Origin of the sequence: Streptomyces sp. NPDC056160, from assembly GCF_042268205.1 — a bacterium.
GTDB lineage: Bacteria > Actinomycetota > Actinomycetes > Streptomycetales > Streptomycetaceae > Streptomyces.
Map to the genome: position 1 here is coordinate 1 of NZ_JBHJUW010000083.1, position 24,950 is coordinate 24,950.

Below are 24,950 nucleotides of genomic sequence, written 5' to 3' on the forward strand. Positions count from 1 at the left end.
GAGCTCCGGGGGCCGGCCGCCCTCTCCGGGGGCGCCCCCGCCGGGGCCCGCCACCCCGGAAGGGATGCCGGGCACCGGCGGTTCAGCTCGGCGTGTCGCCTCAGTGGGCGTGGCCGTGGCCGTGGCCCGCGGCGGCCGGCTCTTCCTCTTCCTTCTTCTCGACGACCAGGGTCTCGGTCGTCAGGAGGAGGGAAGCGATGGAGGCCGCGTTCTCCAGGGCGGAGCGGGTGACCTTGACCGGGTCGATGACGCCGGCCTTGACCAGGTCGCCGTACTCGCCGGTGGCGGCGTTGTAGCCGCTGCCCTTGTCCAGCTCGGCGACCTTGGAGACGATGACGTAGCCCTCCAGGCCGGCGTTCTCCGCGATCCAGCGCAGCGGCTCGACGGCGGCGCGGCGGACGACGGAGACACCGGTGGCCTCGTCGCCGGTCTTGTCGAGGTTGCCCTCCAGGACCTTCACGGCGTGGACCAGAGCGGAGCCACCACCGGAGACGATGCCCTCCTCGACCGCGGCGCGGGTCGCGGAGATGGCGTCCTCCAGACGGTGCTTCTTCTCCTTCAGCTCCACCTCGGTGGCGGCGCCGACCTTGATCACGCACACGCCGCCGGCCAGCTTCGCGAGGCGCTCCTGGAGCTTCTCGCGGTCCCAGTCGGAGTCGGTGGACTCGATCTCGGCCTTGATCTGCGCGACGCGGCCCTGGACGTCCGACTTGTCGCCGGCGCCGTCGACGATCGTGGTGTCGTCCTTGGTGACGGTGACGCGGCGGGCGGAGCCGAGGACGTCGAGACCGACCTGGTCGAGCTTGAGGCCGACCTCCTCGGAGATGACGGTGGCGCCGGTGAGGACGGCCATGTCCTGGAGCATCGCCTTGCGGCGGTCGCCGAAGCCGGGGGCCTTCACCGCGGTGGCGTTGAAGGTGCCGCGGATCTTGTTGACGACGAGGGTGGAGAGGGCCTCGCCCTCGACGTCCTCGGCGATGATCAGCAGCGGCTTCGAGGCGTTCGCCTGGATGATCTTCTCCAGCAGCGGCAGCAGGTCCGCGATCGAGGAGATCTTGCCCTGGTTGATCAGGATGTACGGGTCGTCGAGGACGGCCTCCATACGCTCCTGGTCGGTGACGAAGTACGGCGAGAGGTAGCCCTTGTCGAAGGCCATGCCCTCGGTGAAGTCCAGCTCCAGACCGAAGGTGTTGGACTCCTCGACGGTGATGACGCCGTCCTTGCCGACCTTGTCCATCGCCTCGGCGATCAGCTCGCCGACCTGCTGGTCCTGGGCGGACAGCGCGGCCACGGCGGCGATGTCGGACTTCTCGTCGATCGGGCGGGCCGAGGCGAGCAGGTCGTCGGAGACGGCCTTGACCGCGGCGTCGATGCCCTTCTTCAGCAGCGCCGGGGAGGCACCCGCGGCGACGTTCTTCAGGCCCTCGCGCACCAGCGCCTGGGCGAGCACGGTGGCGGTGGTGGTGCCGTCACCCGCGATGTCGTTGGTCTTGGTCGCCACCTCCTTCACCAGCTGGGCGCCGAGGTTCTCGTACGGGTCCTCGACCTCGACCTCACGGGCGATGGTGACGCCGTCGTTGGTGATGGTCGGGGCGCCGAACTTCTTGTCGATGACGACGTTGCGGCCCTTGGGGCCGATCGTCACCTTGACCGTGTCGGCGAGCTTGTTGACGCCGCGCTCGAGGGCGCGACGGGCGTCCTCGTCGAACTTCAGGATCTTCGCCATGGCAGCGGGAGCCCTCTCGGAAATCTTGGGTGAAAAAGAAACTGCGCCCCGGGCGCCCGGCTTCTTATCGGTCGCGGGGGCCAGGGGCGCAGCTCACAGCAGAAACGCTGAGGTGACTTACTTCTCGATGATCGCGAGGACGTCGCGAGCCGAGAGGACGAGGTACTCCTCGTTGTTGTACTTCACCTCGGTGCCGCCGTACTTGCTGTAGAGCACGACGTCGCCGACCTTGACGTCGAGCGGAAGACGGTTGCCGTCCTCGAAGCGGCCCGGGCCCACGGCCAGGACGACGCCCTCCTGGGGCTTCTCCTTGGCGGTGTCCGGGATGACCAGGCCAGAGGCCGTGGTCTGCTCGGCGTCGAGCGGCTGGACCACGATGCGGTCCTCGAGCGGCTTGATGGCAACCTTGGTGCTGGCGGTCGTCACGATCCGACCTCCCCCTTCGGAGATCTCACGGGGTTAACTGTCTGAGGTGGCGACCAGGTCGATCCGTCGTCGCGGGTGCCGGACCTGCCCGTCGCGTTGTTGGCACTCTCCGGTGGGGAGTGCCAGAGCCGAGACTATGACCGCGATTAGCACTCGGTCAAGCGGAGTGCCAATTGCCGTGCGGCGCGTCGGGCGGGGGGACGTTCCCGCGGGGCGGTCGTGCAGGCGCCGCCCGCTTCCGTGAGCGGCCCTGGGGCCGCCGCCCCGGACCCCGCTTCCGGCCTGGTCGGCCTCGTCCTCGGACGCCGGACAGGACCGCTCACCGCAGGTAGTCCTGCAGCCTTCCGACCGTCAGGCCCTCCGCCTCGACGTCGCGCAGCAGGGCTGTCGTGCGTTCGCGCAGCGTCGGGCCGTCGAGGTCGTCGTCGTCCGAGGTGACCAGGAGGATGTCGCCGGGGCGCAGGCTGCGGCGGCCGTGGGTGAAGCGCAGGCGGGTCTCGGTCATCGAGGCGCGCCACAGCACGACGGTGGAGACACCGCAGTCGGCCGCGGCGCGCAGGGTCGTGGTGTCGTAGGAGCCGTAGGGCGGCCTGAAGAGGCGGGAGCGGACGCCGAAGCGGGCGTGGAGCTTGTCGCGCTGGCCGCAGATCTCGGCGCGCTGGCCGGCGTAGGGCAGGCCGCGCAGGGCCGGGTGTTCCAGGGTGTGGTTCTCCAGGGCCGCGCCGACCGACAGCAGGCGCGCGAAGTGCCCGTAGCCCGGCCCGACGACGCTGTCCGTGAGGAACATGCTGACCGGCAGCCGCAGTTCGCGCACCATGTCGACGAAGCGCGGATCGCGCTCGGCGCCGTCGTCGTACGTGAGGAAGACGACCCGGTCGGGGGTGTCGACGTGGTCGATCACCGCGGGCGTCGCGGAGGCCGCCGCACGGGGCGAGGGGCGGGCCGGCGGGCGCGGGGGCGCGGGCAGCGGGGCGGCCAGGCCCCAGCGGCGGTAGGGCCGGGGCGTGGGCGCGGCCTGGCCCGCCGGCCGTACCCGCTGCGCGGCCTTGCGGCCCAGCCGTTCGATCGGGTCCACGGACGAGGCGCAGCCGGCCAGGAGCAGCAGCACGGCCGCGAGCAGCGCCGCGGCCGTGCGCCGCGGCCACGGCCGCGCTCTCACAGGTAGTCCTCCAGCCGGGCCACCGCGTACCCCTTGGCGGTCGCGTAGTTCAGGAAGCGGCGCATGTCGTCGGCCATGGTGCCGTTCCATTCCTCGCGTCCGCGGAAGTGGGTGAGCACGATGTCGCCGGGGCGCAGCCGCTGGTCGTCCTCGCGGAACTCCCAGTGGTCGACGTAGACCTCCTCGTTCCAGATCGGCGCGTACCTGATGCCGCAGGACTTGGCGGCGCGCAGGGTGTCCTGGTTGTAGTTGCCGTAGGGCGGCCGCAGGAGCCGGGGGCGCTTGCCGAACTGCTTGCGCATGATGTCCTGCATGTCGCAGATCTCGCGGTGCTGCTCGTCGTAGGACAGGCCGGGCAGGTAGGGGTGGTGCAGGGTGTGGTTGTTCAGGGTGTTGCCCAGGGCCTGCGCCTTGCGGAAGTAGCCGTAGTCGTCCTTGACGAGGTAGTTGCTGAGGAAGGCCGTGTAGGGGACCTTCAGGTCGTTCATCATGCGCAGGAAGGCGGGGTCCTTCTCGGCGCCGTCGTCGATGGTGAGGAAGAGGACCTTGTCCTTGGTGGGGACGGTGGTGAAGACCGGGGGCAGGTTCCAGTCCTCCTGGTGGGCCACCTCGAAGCCGGGGCGGGCGTGGATCTTCGGCTTGACGGCCGGGGGCGGCGGGGGCAGGAGCGGGACCTGGGTCAGACCCCAGCGTCTGGCCGCGGCGGCGCGGGCGGCGGCGGATACCTTGAGCCGGGTGGCGTAGGAGTCGAGGGCGCGGGCGGGGGGCGCCTGGATGCGCTGCTGGCCCGGGGCGGGGTGCACCGGGGCGTCCGGCCGGGCGCAGCCGGAGGCGAGGGCGGCGACGGCGAGGGCACCGAGCCCGGCACGCAGCACCGCCTTGCGTCCCGGACGGCCTGGGGCGCACAGAGGCCCCAGGGGACTATTTTTGTCATTTTGTACTACTGTGCTCATGGCGCCGGATCCTCGCAGGCCACCGCCCCGAACCCGCGGCGACACCGCGACCGGCGGCGCACCGTCCACCGACTGGCCGACAATGAGCCGGTGACCGACCCACTCGCCCCGCTGCACGCCTTCGCCCCGCTGCTCACCGCCGAGGGCCGCGCCCTCCTGGAGGAAGTGCGCGGCACCGCCCCCGCCGACGAACTCGCCGTCGCCACCCGGCTGCGCCGCGACCATCCCGCCGACCTGGTCTCGGCGGCGCTCGGACAGGCCCGGCTGCGGCAGCGGGCGGCGGCGAAGTTCGGCGCCGCGGACGCGGAGCGGATGTTCTTCACGCCCCACGGCGTGGAGCAGTCCACCCGGGCGAGCGTCGCCGCCCACCGCGCGGCCCGGCTGAAGGAGCTGGGCGTGGCCTCCCTGGCCGACCTGTGCTGCGGCATCGGCGGTGACGCGATCGCGCTCGCCCGCGCGGGGATCCGCGTCCTCGCCGTCGACCGGGACCCGGTGACGGCCGCCGCGGCCCGCGCGAACGCGGCGGCGCTCGGGCTCGACGGTCTGATCGAGGTCCGCGAGGCGGACGTCACGGACGTCGACACCTCGTCGTACGACGCCGTTTTCGTCGATCCGGCGCGGCGCGGCGGCAGACAAGGAGGTGCCTCGCGAAGCGAGCCGGTGAGGGGTGGTGGCCGGGCGACGGGTGGGCGGATCTTCGATCCGGAGGCCTACTCACCCCCGCTCTCCTGGGCCGTGGCGGCCGCCCTCAAGGCCCCGCACGCCGCCCTGAAGGTCGCCCCCGGCATCCCGCACGAGGCCGTCCCGCCGCAGGCGGAGGCCGAGTGGATCTCCGACGGCGGGGACGTGAAGGAGGCGGTGCTCTGGTTCGGCACCGAGCCGGGCGCGGTGCGGGCGACCCTGCTGCCCGGCCCGCACAGCCTGCGCGGGCGCGGCCTGCCCGACCCGCGGGTGCGGCCCGTGGGCCGCTACCTGTACGAGCCCGACGGCGCCGTCATCCGCTCCCACCTGGTCGCCGAGGTCGCCGAGGCCCTCGACGGCGGCCTCCTCGACGCGACCATCGCCTACGTCACCGCCGACGAGGCGCGTCCCACCCCGTACGCCGCCGCCTACGAGATCACCGACCACCTGCCCTTCAACGTCAAGAAGCTGAAGGCGCTGCTGCGCGAGCGCGGGGTCGGCACGCTCACCGTGAAGAAGCGCGGCTCGGCCGTCGAACCGGAGGAGCTGCGCCGCAAGGTGCTGCCGAAGCCGCACGGGCGCGGCGCGGTGACGGTGTTCCTCACCCGCGTCGCGGGCGCCCCGGCGATGCTGCTGGGGCACCCCGTGCGTCCCGCCTAGCGGGCCTCACACCGGATCGGCCGCGCGTCGGAGCAGCAGGTCCCGTTCGCGTTCGTTGCGGGCGAGCGAGGCGGCGCGCGTGAACTCCTCGCGGGCCTCCGCCGCGCGGCCCAGCCGGGCGAGCAGGTCGCCGCGGACGCTGGGGAGCAGGTGGTAGTCGCGCAGGGCGCCCCCGGCGGCGAGGGCGTCGACGATCTCCAGCGCGGGCGCCGGGCCCGCGGCCATCGAGACGGCCACCGCGCGGTTCAGTTCGACCACGGGGGACGGGGCACGGGCGGCCAGCAGGGCGTAGAGGGTGGCGATGGCCCGCCAGTCGATCTCCTCGTAGGTGTGCGCGAGCGCGTGGCAGGCGGCGATGGCGGCCTGGAGGGCGTACGGGCCCGGCGGGCCGGCCGCGGCGGCGTCGGCGCGGGAGAGCGCGGTGACGCCGCGGGTGATGAGCAGGCGGTTCCAGCGCCGCCGGTCCTGGTCCTTGAGGAGGACCGGCGTGCCGTCCGGTGCGGTGCGGGCGGCGGCGCGGGACGCCTGGAACTCCAGCAGGGCCGCCAGGGCGTGCACCTCCGGTTCCTTCGGCATCAGGCCCGCCAGCAGGCGGGCCAGGCGCAGCGCGTCCTCGCACAGGCCGGGGCGCAGCCAGTCGTCGCCGGCCGTGGCCGCGTACCCCTCGTTGAAGATCAGGTAGATCACGTCGAGCACCGAGCCGAGCCGGGCCTCGCGGTCGGGTCCGTACGGCACCTCGAAGGCGACGTTCCGCGTGGCCAGGGTGCGTTTGGCACGCACGATCCGCTGGGCCACGGTCGGCTCGGGGACGAGGAAGGCGCGGGCGATCTCCGCCGTGGTCAGACCGCCCAGGAGGCGCAGCGTGAGGGCGGTGCGGGCCTCGGCGGACAGCGCCGGGTGGCAGGTGGTGAAGACCAGGCGGAGCAGGTCGTCGTCGATGTCGTCGGGGGCGGCGATCTCCTCGGGGGCGACCGTGGTCTCCAGGGAGCGGCCGATCTCCGCGAGTTTGCGGGCGTAGTTCTCGCGGCGCCGCACCAGGTCGACGGCGCGGCGCCGGGCGGTGGTCATGAGCCAGCCGCCGGGGTTGTCCGGCACGCCGTCCGCGGGCCACTGCTCCAGGGCCGCGACCAGGGCGTCCTGGGTGAGTTCCTCGGCGATGCCGACGTCCCGCACGATCCGCGCGACGGCGGCCACGACACGGGGCGACTCCAGCCGGAAGACGGTCTCCAGGGCACCGGAGGGCGGGGCGGGCTCGGGGGGCTGCTCTGTCACAGCCCCCCATCGAACACCGTCGGCGACCGGCGGGCCACCGGACACCCGGCCTCCGGTGAGGTCCTCAGCCCTCGGCGATCTCCCTCACCTCAAGGCTCATCGTCCAGTGGTCCTCGTGGACCTTGACGAAGCGGTGGGCCCACTCCAGGGCCTCGTCCATGTCCTTGCACTGCATGAGGGCGTAGCCGCCGACGACCTCCTTGGACTCGGTGAAGGGCCCGTCGGTGACGGTGGCCCTGCCGCCCTCCCAGTGCACCCGCTTGCCCTGGCTCGACGGCGTCAGCCCGGCGGTGTCGAGCATGACGCCGGCCTTGGTGATCTCCTCGATCAGCTCGCCCATCCGCCGCATCAGCTCCGGGCTGGGGCCCTCGGCGGGGGCGGTGCTCTCGTCGATGCGCACGATCGACAGGTAACGCGGCATGGTGACTCCTCGGGTGCGGTGGTGCCGGCGGGGCCCTTCCCCGCCTCTCACCCCGTACGTCGAACGGGATCCGCCGGGATCGACACGCCGCCGCACATTTTCCGGGCCTCTTCCGCTCCCGCTGCGCCGCTTCGAAAGTTTCGGAGGTTTCGAAGGCCGGGGAAGGGGTCAGGCCGCCGGCTCCGCCGTGCTGCTGCGCACCACCAGGCTCGTCGCCAGTTCGACCCGGGTGGCCGCCTGCGACTCCTCCTCCCGCCCGAGGTCCAGCACCAGCCGCGCCGCCGCCTCCGCCATCTCCGTCAACGGCTGCCGTACGGTCGTCAGCGGCGGTCCCACCCAGCGGGCCACCGGCAGGTCGTCGAAGCCGACCACGCTCAGGTCCTCCGGGATGCGCAGCCCCAGTTCGCGCGCCGCCTCGTACAGACCGAGCGCCTGGAGGTCGTTGCCCGCGAAGACGGCGGTCGGCCGGTCCGGGCGGCGTAGCAGCTTCAGGCCGAGGCGGTAGCCGGCCTCGTGGTGGAAGTCGCCGGTGACGATCAGCGACGGGTCGACCGGCACCCCCGCCGTCTCCAGCGCGGCCCGGTAGCCGTCGACCCGGGCGCGGCTGCACATCATCCGCGACGGCCCGCTGATGGCGCCGATGCGGGTGTGGCCCAGCTCGACGAGGTGCCGGGTGGCGGCGAGGCCCCCCTGCCAGTTGGTCGCGCCGATCGAGGGCACGTCGGTGCCCGGGTCGCCGGCCGGGTCCATCACCACGAACGGGATCGAACGGCTGGTCAGCAGCGCCCGCTGGGACTCGTCGAGGCCGGACAGGACGAGCACCACGCCGTGCGGGCGGCGGGCGGCGACCTGGTCCGCCCAGGTCCGGCCGGGGGTGAGCCGGCCCGCGCTCTCGGAGAGCACGACACTCAGGCCCGCCTCGCGCGCCACGTTCTCCACGCCCCGGATGACCTCCATCGCCCAGGCGCTCTCCAGTTCGTGGAAGACCACGTCGATCAGCGGCGAGCGGGTGGCCTCGGCGCGCCTGCGCCGGTAGCCGTGGGCGCGCAGCAGTTCCTCGACCCTGCTGCGGGTCGCCGGGGCGACGTCCGCACGTCCGTTGAGGACCTTCGAAACAGTCGGAGCCGACACCCCGGCCTCGCGGGCGATCTCGGCGAGGGTGGCAGAGCGGGTTTCACGGGTCTTCGTCGGCTTCATGGTCCGGATCGTATCCCTGCGCGACCCCTTGACGAACCCCCCGGCACGCCTTACGTTCCCGGAACATTCGAAGTCACATCCGAAACATTCGGGCTCAGTCGTCTTGCACCACGGGTGCCGTCGGCAGCGCGTCCGGCCCGAGCGATCCCTTCGTGAGAGGTGCCGTCACATGGAGTCCTACAGCAGGCGCTGGTTCCTCGGCGCCGGCGCCACCACCCTGGTCTCGGCCGCCGGACTCACGGCCTGCGGCTCCGGCGGCGGCTCCGGCGGATCGGGCGGCACCATCACGGCGATGGTGTACGGCGACGACGCCGTGAAGGTCCAGGTCAAGTCGGCCGACCGGTTCAACGCGTCGGCCGCCGCCCGGAAGACCAAGGGCAAGGTCACGCTGCAGAAGGTGCCCGGCGCGGAGTACCCGGCCAAGCTGCGCACCGCCATGGGCTCGCCCAACGCCCCCGACGTCTTCTACAACTGGGGCGGCGGATCGATCAAGGCGTACCAGGAGGCCGGTCAGCTGGTCGACCTCACCGCCACCATCAAGTCCGACCCGGTGCTGCGGGACGGCTTCCTGCCCTCCGTCCTCGCCTCCGGCTCCCTGGACGGCAAGATGTACGGCATCCCGATGCGCGGCATGCAGCCGGTGATCCTCTTCTACAACAAGTCGCTCTTCGCCGAGCACAAGCTGCGCCCGCCCACCAGCTGGGACCAGCTGCTCGACAACAACGCGAAGCTGAAGAAGGCCGGGATCACCCCCATCGCGCTGGGCGGCGCCGACATCTGGCCCGAGCTGATGTGGCTGGAGTACCTGGTCGACCGCATCGGCGGCCCGGAGGTCTTCGACAGGATCAGGAACGGCAGCGCCTCGGACTGGGGCGACCCCGCCGTGCTGAAGGCCGCCGAGACGGTCAAGCAGCTCATCGACGACGGCGCCTTCGGCGACGGCTTCAGCTCGGTGGCGTACACCAACGGCGGCGCCCCCGCGGTCTTCGCCAAGGGCAAGGCGGCGATGCACCTGATGGGCTCCTGGGAGTACTCCACGCAGCTCGGCAAGTTCCCGGACTTCGCCGAGAAGGACCTGGGCTGGTGCGCGTTCCCGAAGTTCGACGGCGGCGCCGGCGACATCCGCAACGTCGTCGGCAACCCCACCAACTACTGGTCGGTGAACGCCCGTACGTCCGACAAGGACGCGGCCGTCGCCTTCCTGCGCGACAGCGCCTCCGAGGCGTACACCAAGGACCTGATCGCCAACGGCGACGTGCCGACCACGACCATCGCGGAGAAGATGCTGGACTCCTCCCCCAGCCCGCTCTTCGCGAAGTTCCAGTACCAGATGGTGCGCAGCGCCCCGGCGTTCACCCTCAGCTGGGACCAGGCGGTCGACCCGGACCTGTCGCAGCCGATGCTGACGGAGGTCAACAAGCTGTTCGTGGGCAAGTCCTCGCCGAGCCGGTTCGTCTCCGCCCTCCAGGGGCTGAAGTGAGCCCGTCGGCCGCCGCCCGGGCCCGGACCACGCCAGGAACCCGGGACCCGGGCGGGCCCGGGGGCCGGACCCCGGGCAGACCTGGCGACCGGACCCGGAGCAGGCCGGGAAAGGGGGCGCGGGCCGGCCGTCCGCACGCCGTCTGGGCGCTGCCCGCCGTCCTGTTCTTCACCCTCTTCGCCGTCGCGCCCATGGCGCTGGCCTTCTACCTGTCCTTCACCCGGTGGAACGGCCTAGGCGACCCCCGGCCGGTGGGCCTGGACAACTGGGACAAGCTGATCCACGACCCGCGGCTGGGCCAGTCCCTGACGGTCACCGTGCTGCTGACCGTCGTCAGCTGGGTCTTCCAGACCGTCGTCTCCCTGCTGCTCGGCGTGTGGGCGGCGGGCCGCCAGCGCAACCGCGCGATCCTGTCCGCCGTCTTCTTCGTGCCGTTCCTGCTCTCCTCGACGGCGATCTCGCTGCTGTTCTACGCGTTGCTCGACCCGAACTTCGGCATCGTCCACGGCGACACGCTCGGCTCCACCTCGGGCGCCTTCCTGGCGATCGTCTTCGTCGGCGGCTGGCAGTTCATCCCCTTCCACACCCTGATCTACCAGGGCGGGGCCCGGCAGATCCCCGACGTCCTCTACCAGGCGGCCGCGATGGACGGTGCGGGCCGCCACCGCCAGTTCTTCTCCATCACCCTGCCCCAGCTGCGCAACACGGTCACCACGTCCAGCGTGCTGATGATCGTCGGCTCGCTGACCTACTTCGAGACCGTCCTCATCCTCACCCAGGGCGGCCCGGGCACCGACACCGCGATCCTGCCGTACCTGATGTACCAGGCGGGCTTCAAGAACTACGACTTCGGCTACGCGAGCGCCGTCGCCTCCTTCCTCGTCGTGGCCGCCACCGCGCTCTCGCTGCTGCTGGTGCGGCTCTCCGGCTTCGGCGCCATGCGCAGCACCAGGGAAGGGATGTGACGCCATGTCGCACGACACGTTGCGGCGTCCGCACCCCGTGAACAACGCCGGCCGGCCCGCACCCCGGGCCCCCCGGCGGCGCCGCCGGCACTGGACCAGGCGCCCCAACCCGCTCGCCGGCATCGGATCGGCCCTGTGGCTGGTCGTGGTGATCGTCCCGATCTACGCGATGATCTCGGCGTCGCTGACCCGCCAGGACCAGGCGCTCGGCAACAACGCGCTGAAGCCGCCCGCCCACCCCACGCTGGCCAACTACAACACCGTGCTGCACAACGGCTTCGGCCACTTCCTGCTCAACACGGTGATCGTGGCCGCGGCGGTCGTGGTGATCGTCCTCGTCCTGAGCCTTCCGCTGTCCTACGTGGCCGTACGCACCCGCGGCTTCTGGTCGGGCGCCGCCTTCCGGATGTTCCTGCTGGGCATCGCCATCCCCGCCCAGGCGGTGGTCATCCCGCTGTACCTGATGATCGCCAAGCTGAACCTCTACGACAGCCTGCTCGCGGTGGTCCTGCCGACCGCGGCCTTCGCCATGCCCGTGTGCGTGCTGATCCTCACCGGCACCCTGCGCGACATCTCCGAGGAGATGTACGAGGCGATGGCCCTGGACGGCGCCTCGACCGCCCGCATGCTGTTCCAGCTGGTCATCCCCATGGCCAAGGGCGGCATCGGTACGGTCGTCGTCTACGCCGCCCTCCAGGCCTGGAACGGCTTCCTCTTCCCGCTGATCTTCACCCAGTCCGACGGCCCGCGCGTGCTGACCCTCGGCCTGTTCAACTACGTCAGCCAGTTCGGCGTGAACATCCCCGCCCTGCTCGCCTCGGTCGTCCTCTCCGGCATCCCGATCTTCGCCGTCTACCTGGTGGCGCGGCGCGCCCTCGTCGGGGGCCTGATGGGGGTGGGCGGCAAGTGACCTCACCCTCCACCGACGCCTCCGACAGGAGTTCCATGACCCCCCGTTCCTGGCAGGACCCCGCCCTGCCCGCCGCCGCCCGCGTCGACGACCTCCTGTCCCGGATGACCCTGGAGGAGAAGACGGCCCAGCTGTACGGGGTGTGGGTGGGCGCCGCCACGGACGGCGACGGGGTCGCCCCGCTCCAGCAGCACATGAACACCGACCACGACTGGGACGAGCTGATCACCCGGGGCCTGGGCCAGCTCACCCGCTCTTTCGGCACCGCCCCCGTGGACCCCCGCTCCGGTGCCCGCGCCCTGACCCGCGCCCAGCGCCGCATCGCCGGGGCGGGCAGGTTCGGCATCCCGGCCGTCGCCCACGAGGAGTGCCTGGCCGGCTTCACCGCCTGGGGTGCGACGGCCTACCCGGTCCCCCTGGCCTGGGGCGCGAGCTTCGACGCGCCCCTGGTGGAGGCGATGGCCGAGCGCATCGGCCGGGACATGCGGTCCCTCGGCGTGCACCAGGGACTCGCGCCGGTCCTGGACGTGGTCCGCGACGCGCGCTGGGGCCGGGTCGAGGAGACCATCGGCGAGGACCCCTACCTGGTCGGCACGATCGGCACCGCCTACGTGCGCGGCCTCCAGTCGGCCGGCGTCGTCGCCACGCTGAAGCACTTCGCCGGCTACGCGTCCTCCTCCGGCGCCCGCAACCTCGCCCCGGTCCGCGCGGGCACCCGCGAGTTCGCCGACGTCACGCTGTCCCCCTTCGAGATGGCGCTGCGCGAGGGCGGCGCCCGCTCGGTGATGGCGGCCTACACGGAGACCGACGGCGTGCCCGCCTCGGCCGACCCCGCCCTGCTCACCGGGCTCCTGCGCGAACGGTGGGGGTTCACGGGCACCGTGGTCGCCGACTACTTCGGCATCGACTTCCTCCAGACCCTGCACCGGGTGGCCGCCGGCCCCGCCGAGTCCGCGCACCTGGCGCTCGCCGCCGGCGTCGACGTCGAACTGCCCACGGTGAAGTGCTACGGCGACGACCTGGTCGCCGCCGTGCGCGCGGGTGCCGTCCCCGAGGACCTGGTGGACCGCGCCGCCCGCCGGGTCCTGCTCCAGAAGTGCGAGCTGGGCCTCCTGGACGCGGACTGGGACCCCGAGGTGCCGGACGAGCCCGTCGACCTGGACTCGGCTCAGAACCGGGCCGTGGCCCGCCGCCTGGCCGAGGAGTCGGTGGTGCTCCTGGACGACCCCGGCGGGGTGCTGCCCCTCTCCCCCGGCACGCGGATCGCGGTCGTCGGCCCGCGCGCCGCCGACGCGCTGGCGATGCTGGGCTGCTACTCCTTCCCCTCCCACGTGGGCACCCAGCACCCCGAGGTACCCCTGGGCATCGAGATCCCCACCGTCCTGGACGCGCTGCGTGCCGAACTGCCCGACGCCAAGGTGACGTTCGCCGAGGGCTGCGGCGTCTCGGAGCCGGACACCTCCGGCTTCGCCGAGGCGCTGGCGAGCGCGGCGGGGGCCGATGTGTGCGTGGCGGTGCTCGGCGACCGCTCCGGCCTGTTCGGCCGCGGCACCTCCGGTGAGGGCTGCGACGTGGCGGACCTGGCGCTGCCCGGCGTGCAGGGGGAACTGCTGGACGCGCTGGCCGCCACGGGCGTCCCCCTCGTCCTGGTCCTGCTCACCGGCCGCCCCTACGCGCTGGGCCGCTGGGACGGCAGGCTCGGCGCGGTCGTCCAGGCGTTCTTCCCCGGCGAGGAAGGGGGCCCCGCGGTGGCGGGCGTGCTCTCGGGCCGGGTGAACCCGTCGGGCCGGCTCCCGGTGAGCGTGCCGCGCGGTCCCGGCGGCCAGCCCTGGACCTACCTCCAGCCGCCGCTGGGCCTGGCCGACGAGGTGAGCAGCCTGGACCCGACCCCGCTGTACCCGTTCGGGCACGGCCGCTCGTACACGACGTTCGCCTGGGAGGACTTCACCGGCGACCAGGCCGCCACGATCGGCACGGACGGCGCGTACGACCTCTCGCTGACCGTCCGCAACACCGGCGGGCGGGCCGGCGCCGAGGTGGTCCAGCTCTACCTGCACGACCCGGTGGCCGCCGTGACCCGCCCCGACGTCCGGCTGATCGGCTACCAGCGGCTGGAGCTGGAGGCGGGCGGGTCGGCCCGGGTGACGTTCCGCTTCCACGCGGACCTGTCGGCGTTCACCGACCGCTCCGGCCGCCGGATCGTCGAACCGGGCGACCTGGAACTGCGGCTGGCCGCCTCCAGCACGGACGTCCGCCACACCGCCCGGCTGACCCTGACCGGCCCGGCGCGGGAGGTGGGCCCCGACCGGCGGCTGCGCACCGGGACACGGGTGGCGGAGGAAGGCTGAGCAGCGGTCTCCGGTCCGCCCGGCGGCGGACGGGCCGGGTTCCGCTGCGCGCACCGGACACGCACGAGACCCCGCCCCGGAGAACCGGGACGGGGTCTGATCGAGCGCCGGGCAGGCCTTGCACCTGCATCTCCCCGCAGGAAGCGGGACGTCTTTCCTTGGACCACCAACGCACTGCTCGCGGGCCGTTGTTCCGGCCGCTTGCTGTGTGATGATCATAGCCCATCCGCGGGGCCGCGCACCACTCGGCGCCGTGGACCGCCCGCGCCCCCGCTATCCGGTCGCCGACGCGTCCGCCACCTGCTCGAACCGCCAGCGGTGCACGGCCCGGGAGACCAACGAGCGGTCGGGTTCGGGCAGTTCGGGCAGCTCGGCGTCGTAGGCCGCGTCCCACCAGGTGACGACCAGCACCCGGTCCTTGGGGGCACGGAACGTCTCCCGGCGCAGCGGCTCCTGAGGCAGCGTCTGCCGCCGTGCCCAGTCGAGGAGTTCACCGCCCCGGCCCGCGACCGCGCGGGCCTCCCACATCAACGCGACGGTCACGAGTACAGGTTCTCCTTGCTGACCTCGTGCACGTGGTCGTGGCCGTGCCCGTGCTCCTGACCGTGGGCCCGGCGGTGGGCCTCGCCCGGCACGTGCGGGTCCGTCACCGGCAGGGAGGAGTCCGCCGACAGCTCCCAGTCGGAGGCCGCCCGGTTGCGGGCGACCATCTCCGCGCCGAGGGCGGCCACCATGGCGCCGTTGTCCGTGCACAGCTTGGGGCGGGGCACGCGCAGCCGGACACCGGCCGCCTCGCAGCGTTCCTGGGCGAGCGCCCGCAGCCGGGTGTTGGCGGCCACGCCGCCGCCGATCATCAGGTGGTCCACGCCGGCGTCCTTGCAGGCGCGTACGGCCTTGCGGGTCAGGACGTCCACGACCGCCTCCTGGAAGGAGGCCGCCACGTCGCGCACCGGGACCTCCTCCCCCGCCGCCCGCCTGGCCTCGATCCAGCGGGCCACCGCCGTCTTCAGGCCGGAGAAGGAGAAGTCGTAGGCGGCGTCGCGCGGGCCGGTCAGGCCGCGCGGGAAGGCGATCGCCCGCGGGTCGCCCTCGCGCGCGTACCGGTCGATGACCGGGCCGCCGGGGAAGCCCAGGTTCAGCACGCGGGCGACCTTGTCGAAGGCCTCGCCGGCCGCGTCGTCGATCGTCGCGCCGAGCGGGCGCACGTCCGAGGTGATGTCCGTGGACAGCAGCAGCGAGGAGTGGCCGCCGGAGACCAGCAGCGCCATCGTCGGCTCGGGCAGCGGGCCGTGCTCCAGCTGGTCGACGCAGATGTGCGAGGCGAGGTGGTTGACGCCGTAGAGCGGCTTGCCGAGCGCGTAGGCGTACGCCTTGGCCGCCGAGACGCCGACCAGCAGGGCGCCGGCCAGGCCGGGCCCGGCGGTGACCGCGATGCCGTCGAGGTCCTTCGCGCTCACCCCGGCTTCCTTCAGCGCGCGGTCGATGGTGGGGACCATCGCCTCCAGGTGCGCCCGGGAGGCGACCTCGGGGACGACGCCGCCGAAGCGGGCGTGCTCGTCGACGCTGGAGGCGACCGCGTCCGCCAGCAGGGTGGTGCCGCGGACGACGCCGACGCCGGTCTCGTCGCAGGAGGTCTCGATGCCGAGTACGAGAGGCTCGTCGCGTGAGTCAGCCATGGGTCTTCAGGTTCCTTGTACGCAGGCGGAGGGGTCGGACAGGCGCATCACCAGGGCGTCCACGTTCCCCGGCTGGTAGTAGCCCCGTCTGACGCCGATGGGGGCGAAGCCGAAGCGCTCGTAGAGCTTCTGCGCGCGCAGGTTGTCCACGCGGCACTCCAGCATCACCTCGGTGCACTCGAAGGCGGTCGCGGCCCGCAGCAGCTCGGTCAGCAGCCGGGCACCGAGCCCGCTGCCCCACAGCTCGCGGGCGACCGCGATGGTCTGGACGTCGCCCTGGTCACCGGAGGCGACCAGACCGGCGTAGCCGACGATCCGGCCGTCGTCCTCGGCCACGACGTACCGCCGGGTCGCCTGCGGGCCGCGCGAGTGGGCCAGCTCGGACCAGAACATGCCCCGTGACCAGGCGTCCTCGGGGAAGAGGTTCTTCTCCAGCTCCAGTACCGGGTCGATGTCCCACCAGCGCATCTCGCGCAGGAGGTGGCCGCCCGTCCGGTTCGTCTGGTGCGTCGTCTGTCCGGTCACTTGGGGGTGACCACCTTGTAGTTCTTGGGCACCTGGGCGTCCGGCCGGCGCAGGTACAGCGGCCGGGGCGCGGGCAGTTCGACGCCGGCGGCCAGCCGCTCCGCCGCCAGCGAGGCGAGCGCGGCGGCCGACACGTGCTCGGGCTCGTGGGTGCGCGGGAAGGTGTCGGGGTAGAGCAGGGCGCCGGCGCCGACCGCGGGCAGGCCCGCGACCTGGCCGGCGATGTCGGCGGGCCGGTCGACGGCCGGGTCGGTCAGGCGGGTGCGGGAGTCGGCGTACCGCGCCCAGTAGACCTCCTTGCGCCGGGCGTCGGTCGCCACGACGAAGGGACCGGGGACGTCGGCGGCGTAGGCGAGCCCGTCGAGCGTGCACACGCCGTGCACGGGGACGCCGAGCGCGAGCCCGAAGGTGTCGGCGGTCATCAGGCCGACGCGCAGCCCGGTGTAGGGGCCGGGGCCGATGCCGGCCACGATGCCCGTGACGGCGTCCAGCTTCAGCCCGGCCTCGGTGAGGACCCGGTCGACGGCGGGCAGCAGCAGCTCTCCGTGCCGGCGCGCGTCGACCTGGCTGGAGGAGGCGATGACGGCCGTGCCGTCGTGCAGGGCGACGGTGACGGCGGGGGTGGCGGTATCCAGAGCGAGCAAGAGCACGCGAACAGCCTACGGCGCCGGGGGCCCGTACCGGGCGCCGCGGGCGGCCCGGCGCCCCGGCACGCGCCCCGCGGCCCGACACGGGCCCCGGCGTCGGCACGGCCGCCCCCGTACCGCACATTCCGGCTGCTACCGTCCCAAGACAGACATGTGATGGTGCAACCGACACAAAGGTGGGCGACCGTGGCCAGGAGCAGCTCGGGATTCGTGGCCGGGCTCGCCGCGGCCGCCGTGGCCACCATCGCCTTCCTCGCCTACCGGGCGCATGCGGACGTACCGCCCGGTCTCGGCGGCAGGCCGGGTGCGTCGGCGACCCCCGCCACCGGCGCGGCCAAGGCGCCCCGGGACCGGCGCCACCCGGCCGCGCTGCCCGGCGACTCCGGCACGGGCGAGCGGGTCGTGTACTCGGTGGACGACGACCGGGTGTGGCTGGTCGGCGCGGGCGGCCGGGTCGAGAACACCTTCAAGGTCGCCCCGGGCACCGTCGATCCGGCGCCGGGCACCTACGCGGTCACCTCACGCTCGAAGGCGGTCACCGGGACCGACGGCGTCCCCGTCGAGCACGTGGTGCGTTTCGCCGGCGCGAAGGGGGTCGTCATCGGCTTCAGCGCGGCCGTGGACAGCGCGGAGCCGCAGACGGTACCGGACCCGACCCTGCAGACGGGCGGCATCCGGGAGTCCCGGCCGGACGGCGACACGATGTGGATGTTCGCGACGATCGGCCAGAAGGTCGTCGTCATCCGATAGGGCTACGCCGCCCGCCGGTGCTCCTCCACCGAACGGGGGGCCGGCCGCGCGGGCACCTGCTCCGGGGCGCGCGGCGGGCGCGAGACGGCCTGCGCCGCCGCACAGGAGGCCAGCAGGTCACGCATGCTCACACCGGCGACCGGGCACGGCCGTGGCTGGTTCTCGGTAGCCGGCATGGACGCCTCCTGAGGGCCGGGGGGCGGGCGTGGTTAGGTAGACCTAACCACGGGCTGGGTACCATGTGACCATGCCCGGGAGGCCGGGCGCAAGGCTTGCCGACAGTCCGTCGGGGCGAACGGGGTGCGCGCGGGCGCGCACCGGCTACGCCGTGAGGACGCCCAGGTCGACGGCGGACCAGCGCGGGCCGATCCCGGTCACCGTCAGGCGCCGCACCTCGTCCGCGTCCACGTCCCCCTCCGCGTCCCCGCCCGCGTCCGTCTCCGTGGCGGGGGTCTCCGCGTGCGTGGCGGGCGCCCGGTCCGTGGAGGCGGCGCCGCCGACGGTCCGGTGGATGACGATCTGCAGCCGGTCGTCGGTCAGCTCCTCGACCTTGCCCTCGCCCCACTCCACGACGACCACGGAGTCCGGCAGCGAGACGTCGAGGTCCAGGTCCTCCATCTCGTCCAGCCCGCCGCCCAGACGGTACGCGTCCACGTGGACGAGCGGCGGGCCGTCCCCGAGGGACGGGTGCACGCGCGCGATCACGAAGGTCGGGGAGGTGACCGCGCCGCGCACGCCGAGTCCCTCGCCGAGCCCGCGGGTCAGCGTGGTCTTGCCCGCGCCGAGTTCGCCGCTGAGCATCACGAGGTCGCCCGCGCGCAGCAGCTTGGCGAGACGGCGGCCCCACTCCCGTGTCTGCTCGGCGGAGGTGAGGGTGATCTCGACGGACACGGGGTCAGCCGGGCTGTGCGGTGCTGCTGGTGCTTCCATGTCCACCCACGGTAGCGCCTGCCGGGACCGCGCCCGCGCGGGTCAGCAGGTCGGCGAGGCGGTCGGTGACGACCTCCGGGTGCTCCAGCATCACCAGATGCCCGGCGTCCGGGACCAGCACCAGCTCGGCTTCGGGCAGCAGGTCGGCGATGGCCTCGCTGTGCGCGCTGGGCGTGACCAGGTCCTGCACCCCGGCCAGGACCAGTACCGGCAGGTCCGTGAAGAGGGCCAGCGCCCCGGTCTTGTCGTGGTCGGTGAAGGCCGGGTAGAACTCGGCGACCACGTCGATCGGGGTGCTCTCGATCATGCGCTCGGCGAACCGGGCGACCGCCGGGTCCACGTCCCGTCCGGCGAAGGAGTACCGCTTGATGATCCCTGCGAACAGGTCGGCGGTGGCCCGGCGCCCCCTCTCCACCAGCTCGGCGCGCTGCCCGAGCGCCTTGAGCACGCCCGGCAGCACCCGCCGCACCGCGTTGACCCCGGCGACCGGCAGCCCGAAGTTGACCTCGCCGAGCCGCCCCGAGGAGGTGCCGACGAAGGCGGTGGCGACGACCCGGTCCCGGATCAGCTCCGGGTACTGGGCGGCCAGGGCCATCACGGTCATGCCGCCCATGGAGTGCCCGACCAGCACGATCGGCCCCTCGGGCACGGCGGCGTCGAGCACGGCCTTCAGGTCGCGGCCCAGCTGGTCGATGCTCAGCGGCACGTCGTCCCGGCCCTGGGCCACGCCCCGCCCGGAACGGCCGTGGCTGCGCTGGTCCCAGTGCACGGTCCGCACGACCCCGCGCAGCGCGGCGCGCTGGAAGTGCCAGGAGTCCTGGCTGAGGCAGTAGCCGTGGCTGAAGACGACGGTGACGGGGGCGGGGTCCTTGCGCCCGAAGAGGCGGCGGCGGCGCGGGGAGAGGTCCGCGGAAGGGGCGGGGTCGAGGTCGTCGACCTCGTAGTACAGCTCGGTGCCGTCGTCGGCGTAGGCGCGGCCCGGGGTGCCGCGCAGGGTCCCGTACGGGCCGGCGGAGTCCAGGGCGAGGCGGGCCTTCCTGCGCATGCCCCGGCCGACGGTCATCCTCTCTATGGCGACGGTGGCGGCGGCGCCCGCCGCCACGACGCCTATCGCGGCACCCGCGATGCCGGTCGCCTTGCGCCAGCCGCCGAACGCCCCCGAGGCGGCGGCGGCCGCACTGCTCTCGCTCACGTACCGCTCCTCTGTGTGGCTGTGTGACTGTCCGGCCGTATGACTGTGCGGCCGGGTGCTGCGTGCCCCTGTCGTGCCCTTGTCGTGCCCCTGTGCAGTGTGGCCCTGTGCTCTCCCGGGGGACACGGCGGGGGCCGGTCCGCCTCGACCGGCCACCGGCGCCCTGGGGCACGGCTCAGGCGTCCGCCGACCCGGCGCTCCCCCCGGCCTCGTCCGCCGCGCGGGCCGCGCCGGTCCCGCCGGTCCCGCCGGTCTCGTCCGTCGCGTTCACATGGATGCGGGGAACGCGCGTGCCGATGCGGGTGACGATCTCGTACGCGATGGTGCCCGCGGCCTGCGCCCAGTCCTCGGCGGTGGGCTCGCCCCGGTCGCCCGGCCCGAAGAGCACGGCCTCGGACCCGGTCCCGGGCTCGTCGCCGCCGAGGTCGACGACGAACTGGTCCATCGCGATCCGGCCCGCGACCGTACGCCACTTGCCGCCCACCAGCACCGGACCGGTGCCCGAGGCGTGGCGCGGGATGCCGTCGGCGTATCCGACGGGCACGAGGCCGAGGGTGGTCTCGCCCGGGGTGACGTAGTGGTGCCCGTAGCTGACGCCGTGGCCGCCCGGTACGTGCTTCACCAGGGCCAGCGAGGCGGACAGGGTCATCACCGGACGCAGCCCGAAGTCGGCGGGGGTGCCCAGTTCCGGGCTGGGCGAGATGCCGTAGACGGCGATGCCCGTGCGGACCAGGTCGAAGTGGGCCTCGGGAAGGGTGAGCGTGGCGGGCGAGTTGGCGATGTGCCGCACCTCGGGGCGCACGCCCCGCGCCTCGGCGTACGCGACCATCTCGCGGAACCGGACGAGCTGGGCGGCGATCGAGGGGTGCCCCGGCTCGTCGGCGCAGGCGAAGTGGGACCACAGCCCGGTGATGCGTACCAGCCCCTCGGCCTCGGCGCGCAGCGCCTCGGCGACGAGTGCGGGCCAGTCGTGGGGCTGGCAGCCGTTGCGTCCGAGGCCGGTGTCGGCCTTCAGCTGCACCCGCGCGGGCCGCCCGGCGGCGCGCGCCGCCTCCCGCACCTCCGCCATGGCCCACAGCCCGCTCACGGACACGTCCACGTCGGCCTCTACGGCCTCCCGCCAGGGGCCGCCCGGCGTCCACAGCCAGCACAACACCCGGGCCTTTTCGGGCGACAGCCCGGCCGCGCGCAGCGCCAGCGCCTCCTCGGGGGTGGCGGTGCCGAGCCAGGTGGCCCCGGCGGCGAGGGCCGCGCGGGCGCAGGGGACCGCGCCGTGGCCGTACGCGTCGGACTTGACCACGGCCATCAGGGCCGCGCCGGGCGCCCTCTCGCGCAGGGCCCGCACGTTGGCCCGCAGAGCGGCCAGGTCGATCTCGGCGCGGGCGCGCAGCGGGGCCGTCCGCGGGTGTGCTGTCTTGTTCATGGCGCCCCCAGTCTCTCAGAGGCCGCCGACGGGGAGGGGAAGTCCCACGGCACAGGCCCCCGCGGGCGGGTGCGCGGGCCGGTGCCCGCCGTAGTCGGGCGCACCCCCGCCGCGCGCAGCGGGCGCCCTCAATCGTCGGGGCGGCGCATCCGGTTCGCACCGGGAACGCACGCCACTCCCGCAGGGACGCACCCCGGACCCGCAGGGCCGCGCCCCGCCCCCGCAGAACGCGCGCCTGTCCCCGTGGCCGCGATCAGTCCCGTACGTCCCGCCACGCCCGCGGGATCGCCTCCGCCACGTCGTGAGCGCCGGCCGGGGCGCCGGCCGAGGCGAAGCGGCCGGCCAGGCCGTGCAGGTAGGCGCCGGCGCTGCCCGCGTCCAGGGCGGTCAGCCCGGCCGCCAGCAGCGAGCCCGCCAGCCCGGAGAGCACATCGCCGCTGCCGGCCGTGGCGAGGTACGGCGTACCGGTCGGGTTGACGCGGACGGGGCCGCCGTCCGGACCGGCGACGAGCGTGGTCGAGCCCTTCAGCAGGACGGTCGCCCGGTAGCGGGCGGCGAGTTCCCTCACGGCCGACAGCCGGGCCGCCTCGACCTCCTCGCGCGCCACCCCGAGCAGGGCGGCGGCCTCGCCCGCGTGCGGGGTCATCAGCGTGGGGGCGGTACGGGCCCGCACGGCCGCCCGCTCGGCGAGCCGCAGCCCGTCGGCGTCGACCAGCACGGGGACGTCCGCCTCCAGCACCTGAGCCACCGTCGCCGCGTCGTCACCGGCGCCCGGGCCCACCACCCACGCCTGCACCCGGCCCGCCTCGCGCGGTCCCCGGTCGGAGACGAGGGTCTCCGGGAAGCGGGCGATGACGGCCTGCCCGGCGGGGCCGACGTACCGTACGGCGCCCGCCCCGCCGCGCAGCGCGCCCGACACGGCGAGGACGGCCGCGCCCGGGTAGCGGGCCGAGCCGGCCGCGATGCCGACGACGCCCCGGCGGTACTTGTCGCTCTCGGCGGCGGGCCGCGGCAGCAGCGCCGCCGCGTCGGCGTGCTGGAGCGCCTGGAGGTCGGGCGTGGGGGGCAGTTCGGGGCGCAGACCGATGTCGACGAGACGGACCGTACCGGCGTACTCGCGGCCCGGGTCGACGAGCAGTCCCGGCTTGTGCGTGCCGAAGGTGACGGTCAGGTCGGCGCGGACGGCCGCCCCGGGCACCTCGCCGCTGTCCGCCTCGATGCCGCTGGGCAGGTCGACGGCGACGACGACGGCCCCGGAGCGGGCCACGCGCTCGGCCGTCGGCACGGCCTCGGGGCGCAGGCCGCCCTTGCCCCCGATGCCGACGATGCCGTCGACGACCAGGTCGGCCCGGTCGATCGCCGCACCGGCGGCGTCCGGACGGGTGACCGTGCCGCCCGCGCGGCGCAGGGCCGCGAGGCCGCCCGCGTGGGTGCGGTCCGGGGCCAGCGGGACCGCCGTGACACCGGCCCCGCGGCGGGCCAGCCGGGCCCCGGCGTACAGGGCGTCACCCCCGTTGTCACCGCTGCCCACGAGGAGCACCACCCGGCGGCCGTAGACCCCTGCGAGCAGGTCCGCGCAGGCGGCGGCGAGCCCGGCGGCGGCGCGCTGCATGAGGGCGCCGTCCGGGAGCCGCGCCATGAGGGCTCGCTCGGCCGACCTGACCGTCTCGACGCTGTAGGCGATACGCATGCCGTCGAGTCTGCCCCGCATACGTCCGCTGCCGCACGGGAACCCGGTGGTCCCGGCGGGCCGCTCGGGCCACGCTGGAAGGCGGCGGCCGAACAGGACCGGTCAGACCCAGGGAGAAGGCGCGAGCGGATGGCGGACGAACCGGCGGGCTCCGACCCGCCGCGCCCCTGGACGGCGCCCGGCGACGACGCTCCCCGCCGCGTGCGGCTGAAGGCCCTTGAGCTGCTGCTCACCGAGCAGCGGTTCCGGATCGGCAGGCACGTGAGCGCCTGCCGTGACGCCGGGCGCGCACCGCGCCCCGCCGGCCCGCGCCCGCTCCGGCCTGCCGCCGCCGTGGACGCCTCGGTGCTGCGGCTGCTCGACTCGCTCCCGGTCCCCGTCACGATCGTCCGCCCGGTGCCCGGCAGCGCGGCGGACCCGGAGCCGGAGTTCCTCCACGTCGCCCAGAACCGGGCCGCCCGCGAGTACGGCGACCGGCACCTGCCGCCCGGCTCCCTCCCGCCGTGGACCGGCCCGGTGCCGCTGTTCGAGCGCCTGCCCACCCTCGCGAGCACGGTCGTGCCCCGCCTGCTCGCCGAGGCCCACCGCACCGGACGCGCCCAGGGCCCCGAGCCCGCCGACTGGCCGCTGCCCGGGCCGGACGACCTCACCGTCCGGGTCAGCAGCGAGGTGCGGGTGACACCCGCGGGGGATCTGCTCCTGCTCAGCTGGGAGCGCGGTCACGAGTCCGTGATGGCGCAGGAGGCGCAACGCCTGGTGGGGGTTTCCTGGGCGGAGTGGAGCCTGGGCGACGGGAGCGTGGAGGCGTCCTCCGGGTTCGGCAACGCCCTCGGCCTCCCGGCGTCGCAGCCGCCGCCCGGCCTGCTGGAGCTGGGGCGCATGATGGGGACGGAGAGCCTGGACGCGCTGTACCGGTCGGTCCACGACGTCCTGCTGGGCGCGCCGCTCGCGGAGTGCGACCTGCACCTGACCCGGCCGGAGGACCGGATCCTGCGGTTCGTCGCCGAGCCGGTCCGCCCTCCGTCGGGGCCGGTGTGGGCGGTGCGCGCGGTGCTCCACGACGTCACCGCCGACCGGCGCAGCCGCGCCCTGGCCGAGCGGGCGACGCGGGAGGCCCGGGCCCAGCGGGAGCGGGCGGACGCCGTCGCCGAGGTGGCCGAGCGGCTGCGGGACGCCGTGCTGCCCGCCTTCCCCTCGGAACTGGCCCGGCACGGGGTCGAGGCCGCCGCCGCCTACCGTCCCGAGGCGGGCGCCGCACGGGTGGGGGGCGACTGGTACAAGACCCGCGTCCTGCCCTCCGGAAAGCTGCTCGTCGCGCTCGGTGACGCCCGCGGACACGGTCTCGACGCCGTCACGCTGATGGCGAAGCTGCGCTACGCGCTGGCCGGGCTGGCGTACACCGGCGAGTGGGTGGAGCGGCTGACCGGCTGGCTCAACACGGTCGCCTGCGACGACGGCGAGGAGTCCACCGCCACGGCGATCATCGCCCGCTACCACCCCGACCGCGGCCTGCTGCGCTGGACGTGCGCGGGCCATCCGCCGCCGATCCTGCTCCGCGAAGGCGTGCCGGTCCTGCTCGATCCGCCCCCGGGCGGCCCCGGGATGCCGCTGGGCGTCCTGCCTGACGAGAGCTACACGGCGGCCGAGACCTGGCTGCGCCCCGGTGACGTGGTGCTGCTCTACTCGGACGGCCTGATCGAGCGCCGCGGCTCGGACCTGGACCGGGACTCGTCGCGGCTGCTGCGGGCCGTGGAGGACGCCGTCGCGGGCGGTCTACCGCCGGGCCGCGAGGCACTCGACGCCTTCGTCCGGGACCTGGTCGACCGGCTCACCGGCCCGCACACGGAGGACGACGCGACGGTGCTGGCGTTCCGCGTCGTGGACACGGGCACCGGCTGACGCGGCGGGGCCGCGCGGTG

The 24,950-nt window shown here is 74.1% G+C and carries 23 protein-coding genes; 7 read left to right on the top strand and 16 right to left on the bottom strand.

Going from position 1 to position 24,950, the window contains the following annotated elements; genetic code table 11:
- Window positions 1-100 precede the first annotated feature (100 nt).
- The 4 genes from groL to ACFC02_RS26770 form a co-directional block, all read right to left on the bottom strand.
- Entirely contained in the window at window positions 101-1,726 is a 1,626-nt protein-coding gene (groL, locus tag ACFC02_RS26755) for a chaperonin GroEL (RefSeq protein ID WP_376362199.1), read from the bottom strand.
- Window positions 1,727-1,843: 117 nt separating this feature from the next.
- Complete coding sequence (gene groES / locus ACFC02_RS26760) at window positions 1,844-2,152, bottom strand: co-chaperone GroES (protein WP_100569792.1); 309 nt, start codon at window positions 2,150-2,152, stop codon at window positions 1,844-1,846.
- 319 nt (window positions 2,153-2,471) lie between these two features.
- Window positions 2,472-3,311: a polysaccharide deacetylase family protein gene (locus ACFC02_RS26765; RefSeq protein WP_376362203.1), complete on the bottom strand. Its 840-nt coding sequence runs from the start codon at window positions 3,309-3,311 to the stop codon at window positions 2,472-2,474.
- On the bottom strand, window positions 3,308-4,264 hold the full coding sequence (locus ACFC02_RS26770) for a polysaccharide deacetylase family protein (RefSeq protein ID WP_376362206.1): 957 nt from the start codon (window positions 4,262-4,264) through the stop codon (window positions 3,308-3,310). The genes ACFC02_RS26765 and ACFC02_RS26770 overlap by 4 nt, the downstream gene beginning before the upstream one ends.
- Between ACFC02_RS26770 and ACFC02_RS26775 the strand changes: the two genes are divergently transcribed.
- Window positions 4,247-5,605, top strand: coding sequence for a methyltransferase domain-containing protein (locus tag ACFC02_RS26775; RefSeq protein WP_376362208.1), 1,359 nt, complete (start codon window positions 4,247-4,249; stop codon window positions 5,603-5,605). The genes ACFC02_RS26770 and ACFC02_RS26775 overlap by 18 nt on opposite strands.
- A 6-nt stretch (window positions 5,606-5,611) precedes the next feature.
- Here ACFC02_RS26775 and ACFC02_RS26780 read toward each other — a convergent pair whose 3' ends face one another.
- From ACFC02_RS26780 to ACFC02_RS26790, 3 genes are all read right to left on the bottom strand, one after another.
- Window positions 5,612-6,877, bottom strand: a complete 1,266-nt coding sequence (locus tag ACFC02_RS26780) for an RNA polymerase sigma factor (protein WP_376362211.1) — start codon at window positions 6,875-6,877, stop codon at window positions 5,612-5,614.
- A gap of 64 nt (window positions 6,878-6,941) precedes the next feature.
- Window positions 6,942-7,298 (bottom strand): YciI family protein, encoded by a 357-nt coding sequence (locus ACFC02_RS26785; RefSeq protein WP_376362214.1) that lies wholly within the window; start codon window positions 7,296-7,298, stop codon window positions 6,942-6,944.
- 168 nt (window positions 7,299-7,466) lie between these two features.
- The gene (locus ACFC02_RS26790) at window positions 7,467-8,495 is read right to left on the bottom strand and encodes a LacI family DNA-binding transcriptional regulator (RefSeq protein WP_376362217.1); all 1,029 of its coding nucleotides are present in this window, start codon (window positions 8,493-8,495) and stop codon (window positions 7,467-7,469) included.
- A gap of 169 nt (window positions 8,496-8,664) precedes the next feature.
- On the opposite strand from ACFC02_RS26790, the gene ACFC02_RS26795 reads away from it, so the two are divergent.
- The 4 genes from ACFC02_RS26795 to ACFC02_RS26810 all read left to right on the top strand — a co-directional run bounded on the left by ACFC02_RS26795 (window position 8,665) and on the right by ACFC02_RS26810 (window position 14,198).
- Window positions 8,665-9,975 (top strand): ABC transporter substrate-binding protein, encoded by a 1,311-nt coding sequence (locus tag ACFC02_RS26795; RefSeq protein ID WP_376362220.1) that lies wholly within the window; start codon window positions 8,665-8,667, stop codon window positions 9,973-9,975.
- Window positions 9,976-10,124: 149 nt separating this feature from the next.
- Window positions 10,125-10,940 (top strand): carbohydrate ABC transporter permease, encoded by an 816-nt coding sequence (locus tag ACFC02_RS26800; protein WP_376362291.1) that lies wholly within the window; start codon window positions 10,125-10,127, stop codon window positions 10,938-10,940.
- 4 nt (window positions 10,941-10,944) lie between these two features.
- Window positions 10,945-11,850: a carbohydrate ABC transporter permease gene (locus ACFC02_RS26805; protein WP_376362224.1), complete on the top strand. Its 906-nt coding sequence runs from the start codon at window positions 10,945-10,947 to the stop codon at window positions 11,848-11,850.
- Between the two features lie 35 nt (window positions 11,851-11,885).
- Window positions 11,886-14,198, top strand: coding sequence for a glycoside hydrolase family 3 N-terminal domain-containing protein (locus tag ACFC02_RS26810; RefSeq protein WP_376362227.1), 2,313 nt, complete (start codon window positions 11,886-11,888; stop codon window positions 14,196-14,198).
- Between the two features lie 273 nt (window positions 14,199-14,471).
- Here ACFC02_RS26810 and ACFC02_RS26815 read toward each other — a convergent pair whose 3' ends face one another.
- The 4 genes from ACFC02_RS26815 to tsaB are packed head-to-tail and all read right to left on the bottom strand — an operon-like array spanning window position 14,472 to window position 17,049.
- A complete protein-coding gene (locus ACFC02_RS26815; protein WP_376362229.1) occupies window positions 14,472-14,741 on the bottom strand; it encodes a hypothetical protein in 270 nt (89 codons plus the stop codon).
- Window positions 14,738-15,874: a tRNA (adenosine(37)-N6)-threonylcarbamoyltransferase complex transferase subunit TsaD gene (gene tsaD, locus ACFC02_RS26820; RefSeq protein ID WP_376362232.1), complete on the bottom strand. Its 1,137-nt coding sequence runs from the start codon at window positions 15,872-15,874 to the stop codon at window positions 14,738-14,740. Before tsaD ends, ACFC02_RS26815 begins: the two co-directional genes overlap by 4 nt.
- Before the next feature lie 6 nt (window positions 15,875-15,880).
- Window positions 15,881-16,342, bottom strand: a complete 462-nt coding sequence (rimI, locus tag ACFC02_RS26825; protein WP_376362294.1) for a ribosomal protein S18-alanine N-acetyltransferase — start codon at window positions 16,340-16,342, stop codon at window positions 15,881-15,883.
- A gap of 53 nt (window positions 16,343-16,395) precedes the next feature.
- Window positions 16,396-17,049, bottom strand: a complete 654-nt coding sequence (gene tsaB, locus ACFC02_RS26830) for a tRNA (adenosine(37)-N6)-threonylcarbamoyltransferase complex dimerization subunit type 1 TsaB (protein WP_376362235.1) — start codon at window positions 17,047-17,049, stop codon at window positions 16,396-16,398.
- Between the two features lie 183 nt (window positions 17,050-17,232).
- Between tsaB and ACFC02_RS26835 the strand changes: the two genes are divergently transcribed.
- Complete coding sequence (locus ACFC02_RS26835; protein ID WP_376362238.1) at window positions 17,233-17,796, top strand: hypothetical protein; 564 nt, start codon at window positions 17,233-17,235, stop codon at window positions 17,794-17,796.
- 2 nt (window positions 17,797-17,798) lie between these two features.
- Here the strand turns inward: ACFC02_RS26835 and ACFC02_RS26840 are convergent, their stop codons facing one another.
- The 5 genes from ACFC02_RS26840 to ACFC02_RS26860 all read right to left on the bottom strand — a co-directional run bounded on the left by ACFC02_RS26840 (window position 17,799) and on the right by ACFC02_RS26860 (window position 23,031).
- Complete coding sequence (locus ACFC02_RS26840; RefSeq protein ID WP_376362241.1) at window positions 17,799-17,972, bottom strand: hypothetical protein; 174 nt, start codon at window positions 17,970-17,972, stop codon at window positions 17,799-17,801.
- A gap of 145 nt (window positions 17,973-18,117) precedes the next feature.
- Complete coding sequence (tsaE, locus tag ACFC02_RS26845) at window positions 18,118-18,726, bottom strand: tRNA (adenosine(37)-N6)-threonylcarbamoyltransferase complex ATPase subunit type 1 TsaE (protein WP_376362244.1); 609 nt, start codon at window positions 18,724-18,726, stop codon at window positions 18,118-18,120.
- Window positions 18,692-19,918, bottom strand: coding sequence for an alpha/beta fold hydrolase (locus ACFC02_RS26850; protein ID WP_376362246.1), 1,227 nt, complete (start codon window positions 19,916-19,918; stop codon window positions 18,692-18,694). The genes tsaE and ACFC02_RS26850 overlap by 35 nt, the downstream gene beginning before the upstream one ends.
- 175 nt (window positions 19,919-20,093) lie before the next feature.
- Window positions 20,094-21,341 carry an alanine racemase gene (gene alr, locus ACFC02_RS26855; protein ID WP_376362249.1) on the bottom strand — a complete coding sequence of 416 codons (1,248 nt, stop codon included), beginning with the start codon at window positions 21,339-21,341 and terminating at the stop codon, window positions 20,094-20,096.
- A 253-nt stretch (window positions 21,342-21,594) separates the two neighbouring features.
- On the bottom strand, window positions 21,595-23,031 hold the full coding sequence (locus tag ACFC02_RS26860) for an NAD(P)H-hydrate dehydratase (protein WP_376362252.1): 1,437 nt from the start codon (window positions 23,029-23,031) through the stop codon (window positions 21,595-21,597).
- Window positions 23,032-23,160: 129 nt separating this feature from the next.
- Between ACFC02_RS26860 and ACFC02_RS26865 the strand changes: the two genes are divergently transcribed.
- Window positions 23,161-24,930, top strand: a complete 1,770-nt coding sequence (locus ACFC02_RS26865) for a PP2C family protein-serine/threonine phosphatase (protein ID WP_376362255.1) — start codon at window positions 23,161-23,163, stop codon at window positions 24,928-24,930.
- The last annotated feature ends 20 nt before the right edge of the window (window positions 24,931-24,950 follow it).

Excerpts from the sequence above, each read along its gene's own strand:
- groL (WP_376362199.1), bottom strand. The coding sequence starts at position 1,726 with ATGGCGAAGATCCTGAAGTTCGACGAGGACGCCCGTCGCGCCCTCGAG.
- ACFC02_RS26770 (WP_376362206.1), bottom strand. The coding sequence starts at position 4,264 with ATGAGCACAGTAGTACAAAATGACAAAAATAGTCCCCTGGGGCCTCTG.
- ACFC02_RS26785 (WP_376362214.1), bottom strand. The coding sequence starts at position 7,298 with ATGCCGCGTTACCTGTCGATCGTGCGCATCGACGAGAGCACCGCCCCC.
- ACFC02_RS26790 (WP_376362217.1), bottom strand. The coding sequence starts at position 8,495 with ATGAAGCCGACGAAGACCCGTGAAACCCGCTCTGCCACCCTCGCCGAG.
- ACFC02_RS26795 (WP_376362220.1), top strand. The coding sequence starts at position 8,665 with ATGGAGTCCTACAGCAGGCGCTGGTTCCTCGGCGCCGGCGCCACCACC.
- ACFC02_RS26805 (WP_376362224.1), top strand. The coding sequence starts at position 10,945 with ATGTCGCACGACACGTTGCGGCGTCCGCACCCCGTGAACAACGCCGGC.
- ACFC02_RS26810 (WP_376362227.1), top strand. The coding sequence starts at position 11,886 with ATGACCCCCCGTTCCTGGCAGGACCCCGCCCTGCCCGCCGCCGCCCGC.
- tsaD (WP_376362232.1), bottom strand. The coding sequence starts at position 15,874 with ATGGCTGACTCACGCGACGAGCCTCTCGTACTCGGCATCGAGACCTCC.
- rimI (WP_376362294.1), bottom strand. The coding sequence starts at position 16,342 with ATGCGCTGGTGGGACATCGACCCGGTACTGGAGCTGGAGAAGAACCTC.
- ACFC02_RS26840 (WP_376362241.1), bottom strand. The coding sequence starts at position 17,972 with ATGCCGGCTACCGAGAACCAGCCACGGCCGTGCCCGGTCGCCGGTGTG.
- tsaE (WP_376362244.1), bottom strand. The coding sequence starts at position 18,726 with ATGGAAGCACCAGCAGCACCGCACAGCCCGGCTGACCCCGTGTCCGTC.
- alr (WP_376362249.1), bottom strand. The coding sequence starts at position 21,341 with ATGAACAAGACAGCACACCCGCGGACGGCCCCGCTGCGCGCCCGCGCC.
- ACFC02_RS26860 (WP_376362252.1), bottom strand. The coding sequence starts at position 23,031 with ATGCGTATCGCCTACAGCGTCGAGACGGTCAGGTCGGCCGAGCGAGCC.
- ACFC02_RS26865 (WP_376362255.1), top strand. The coding sequence starts at position 23,161 with ATGGCGGACGAACCGGCGGGCTCCGACCCGCCGCGCCCCTGGACGGCG.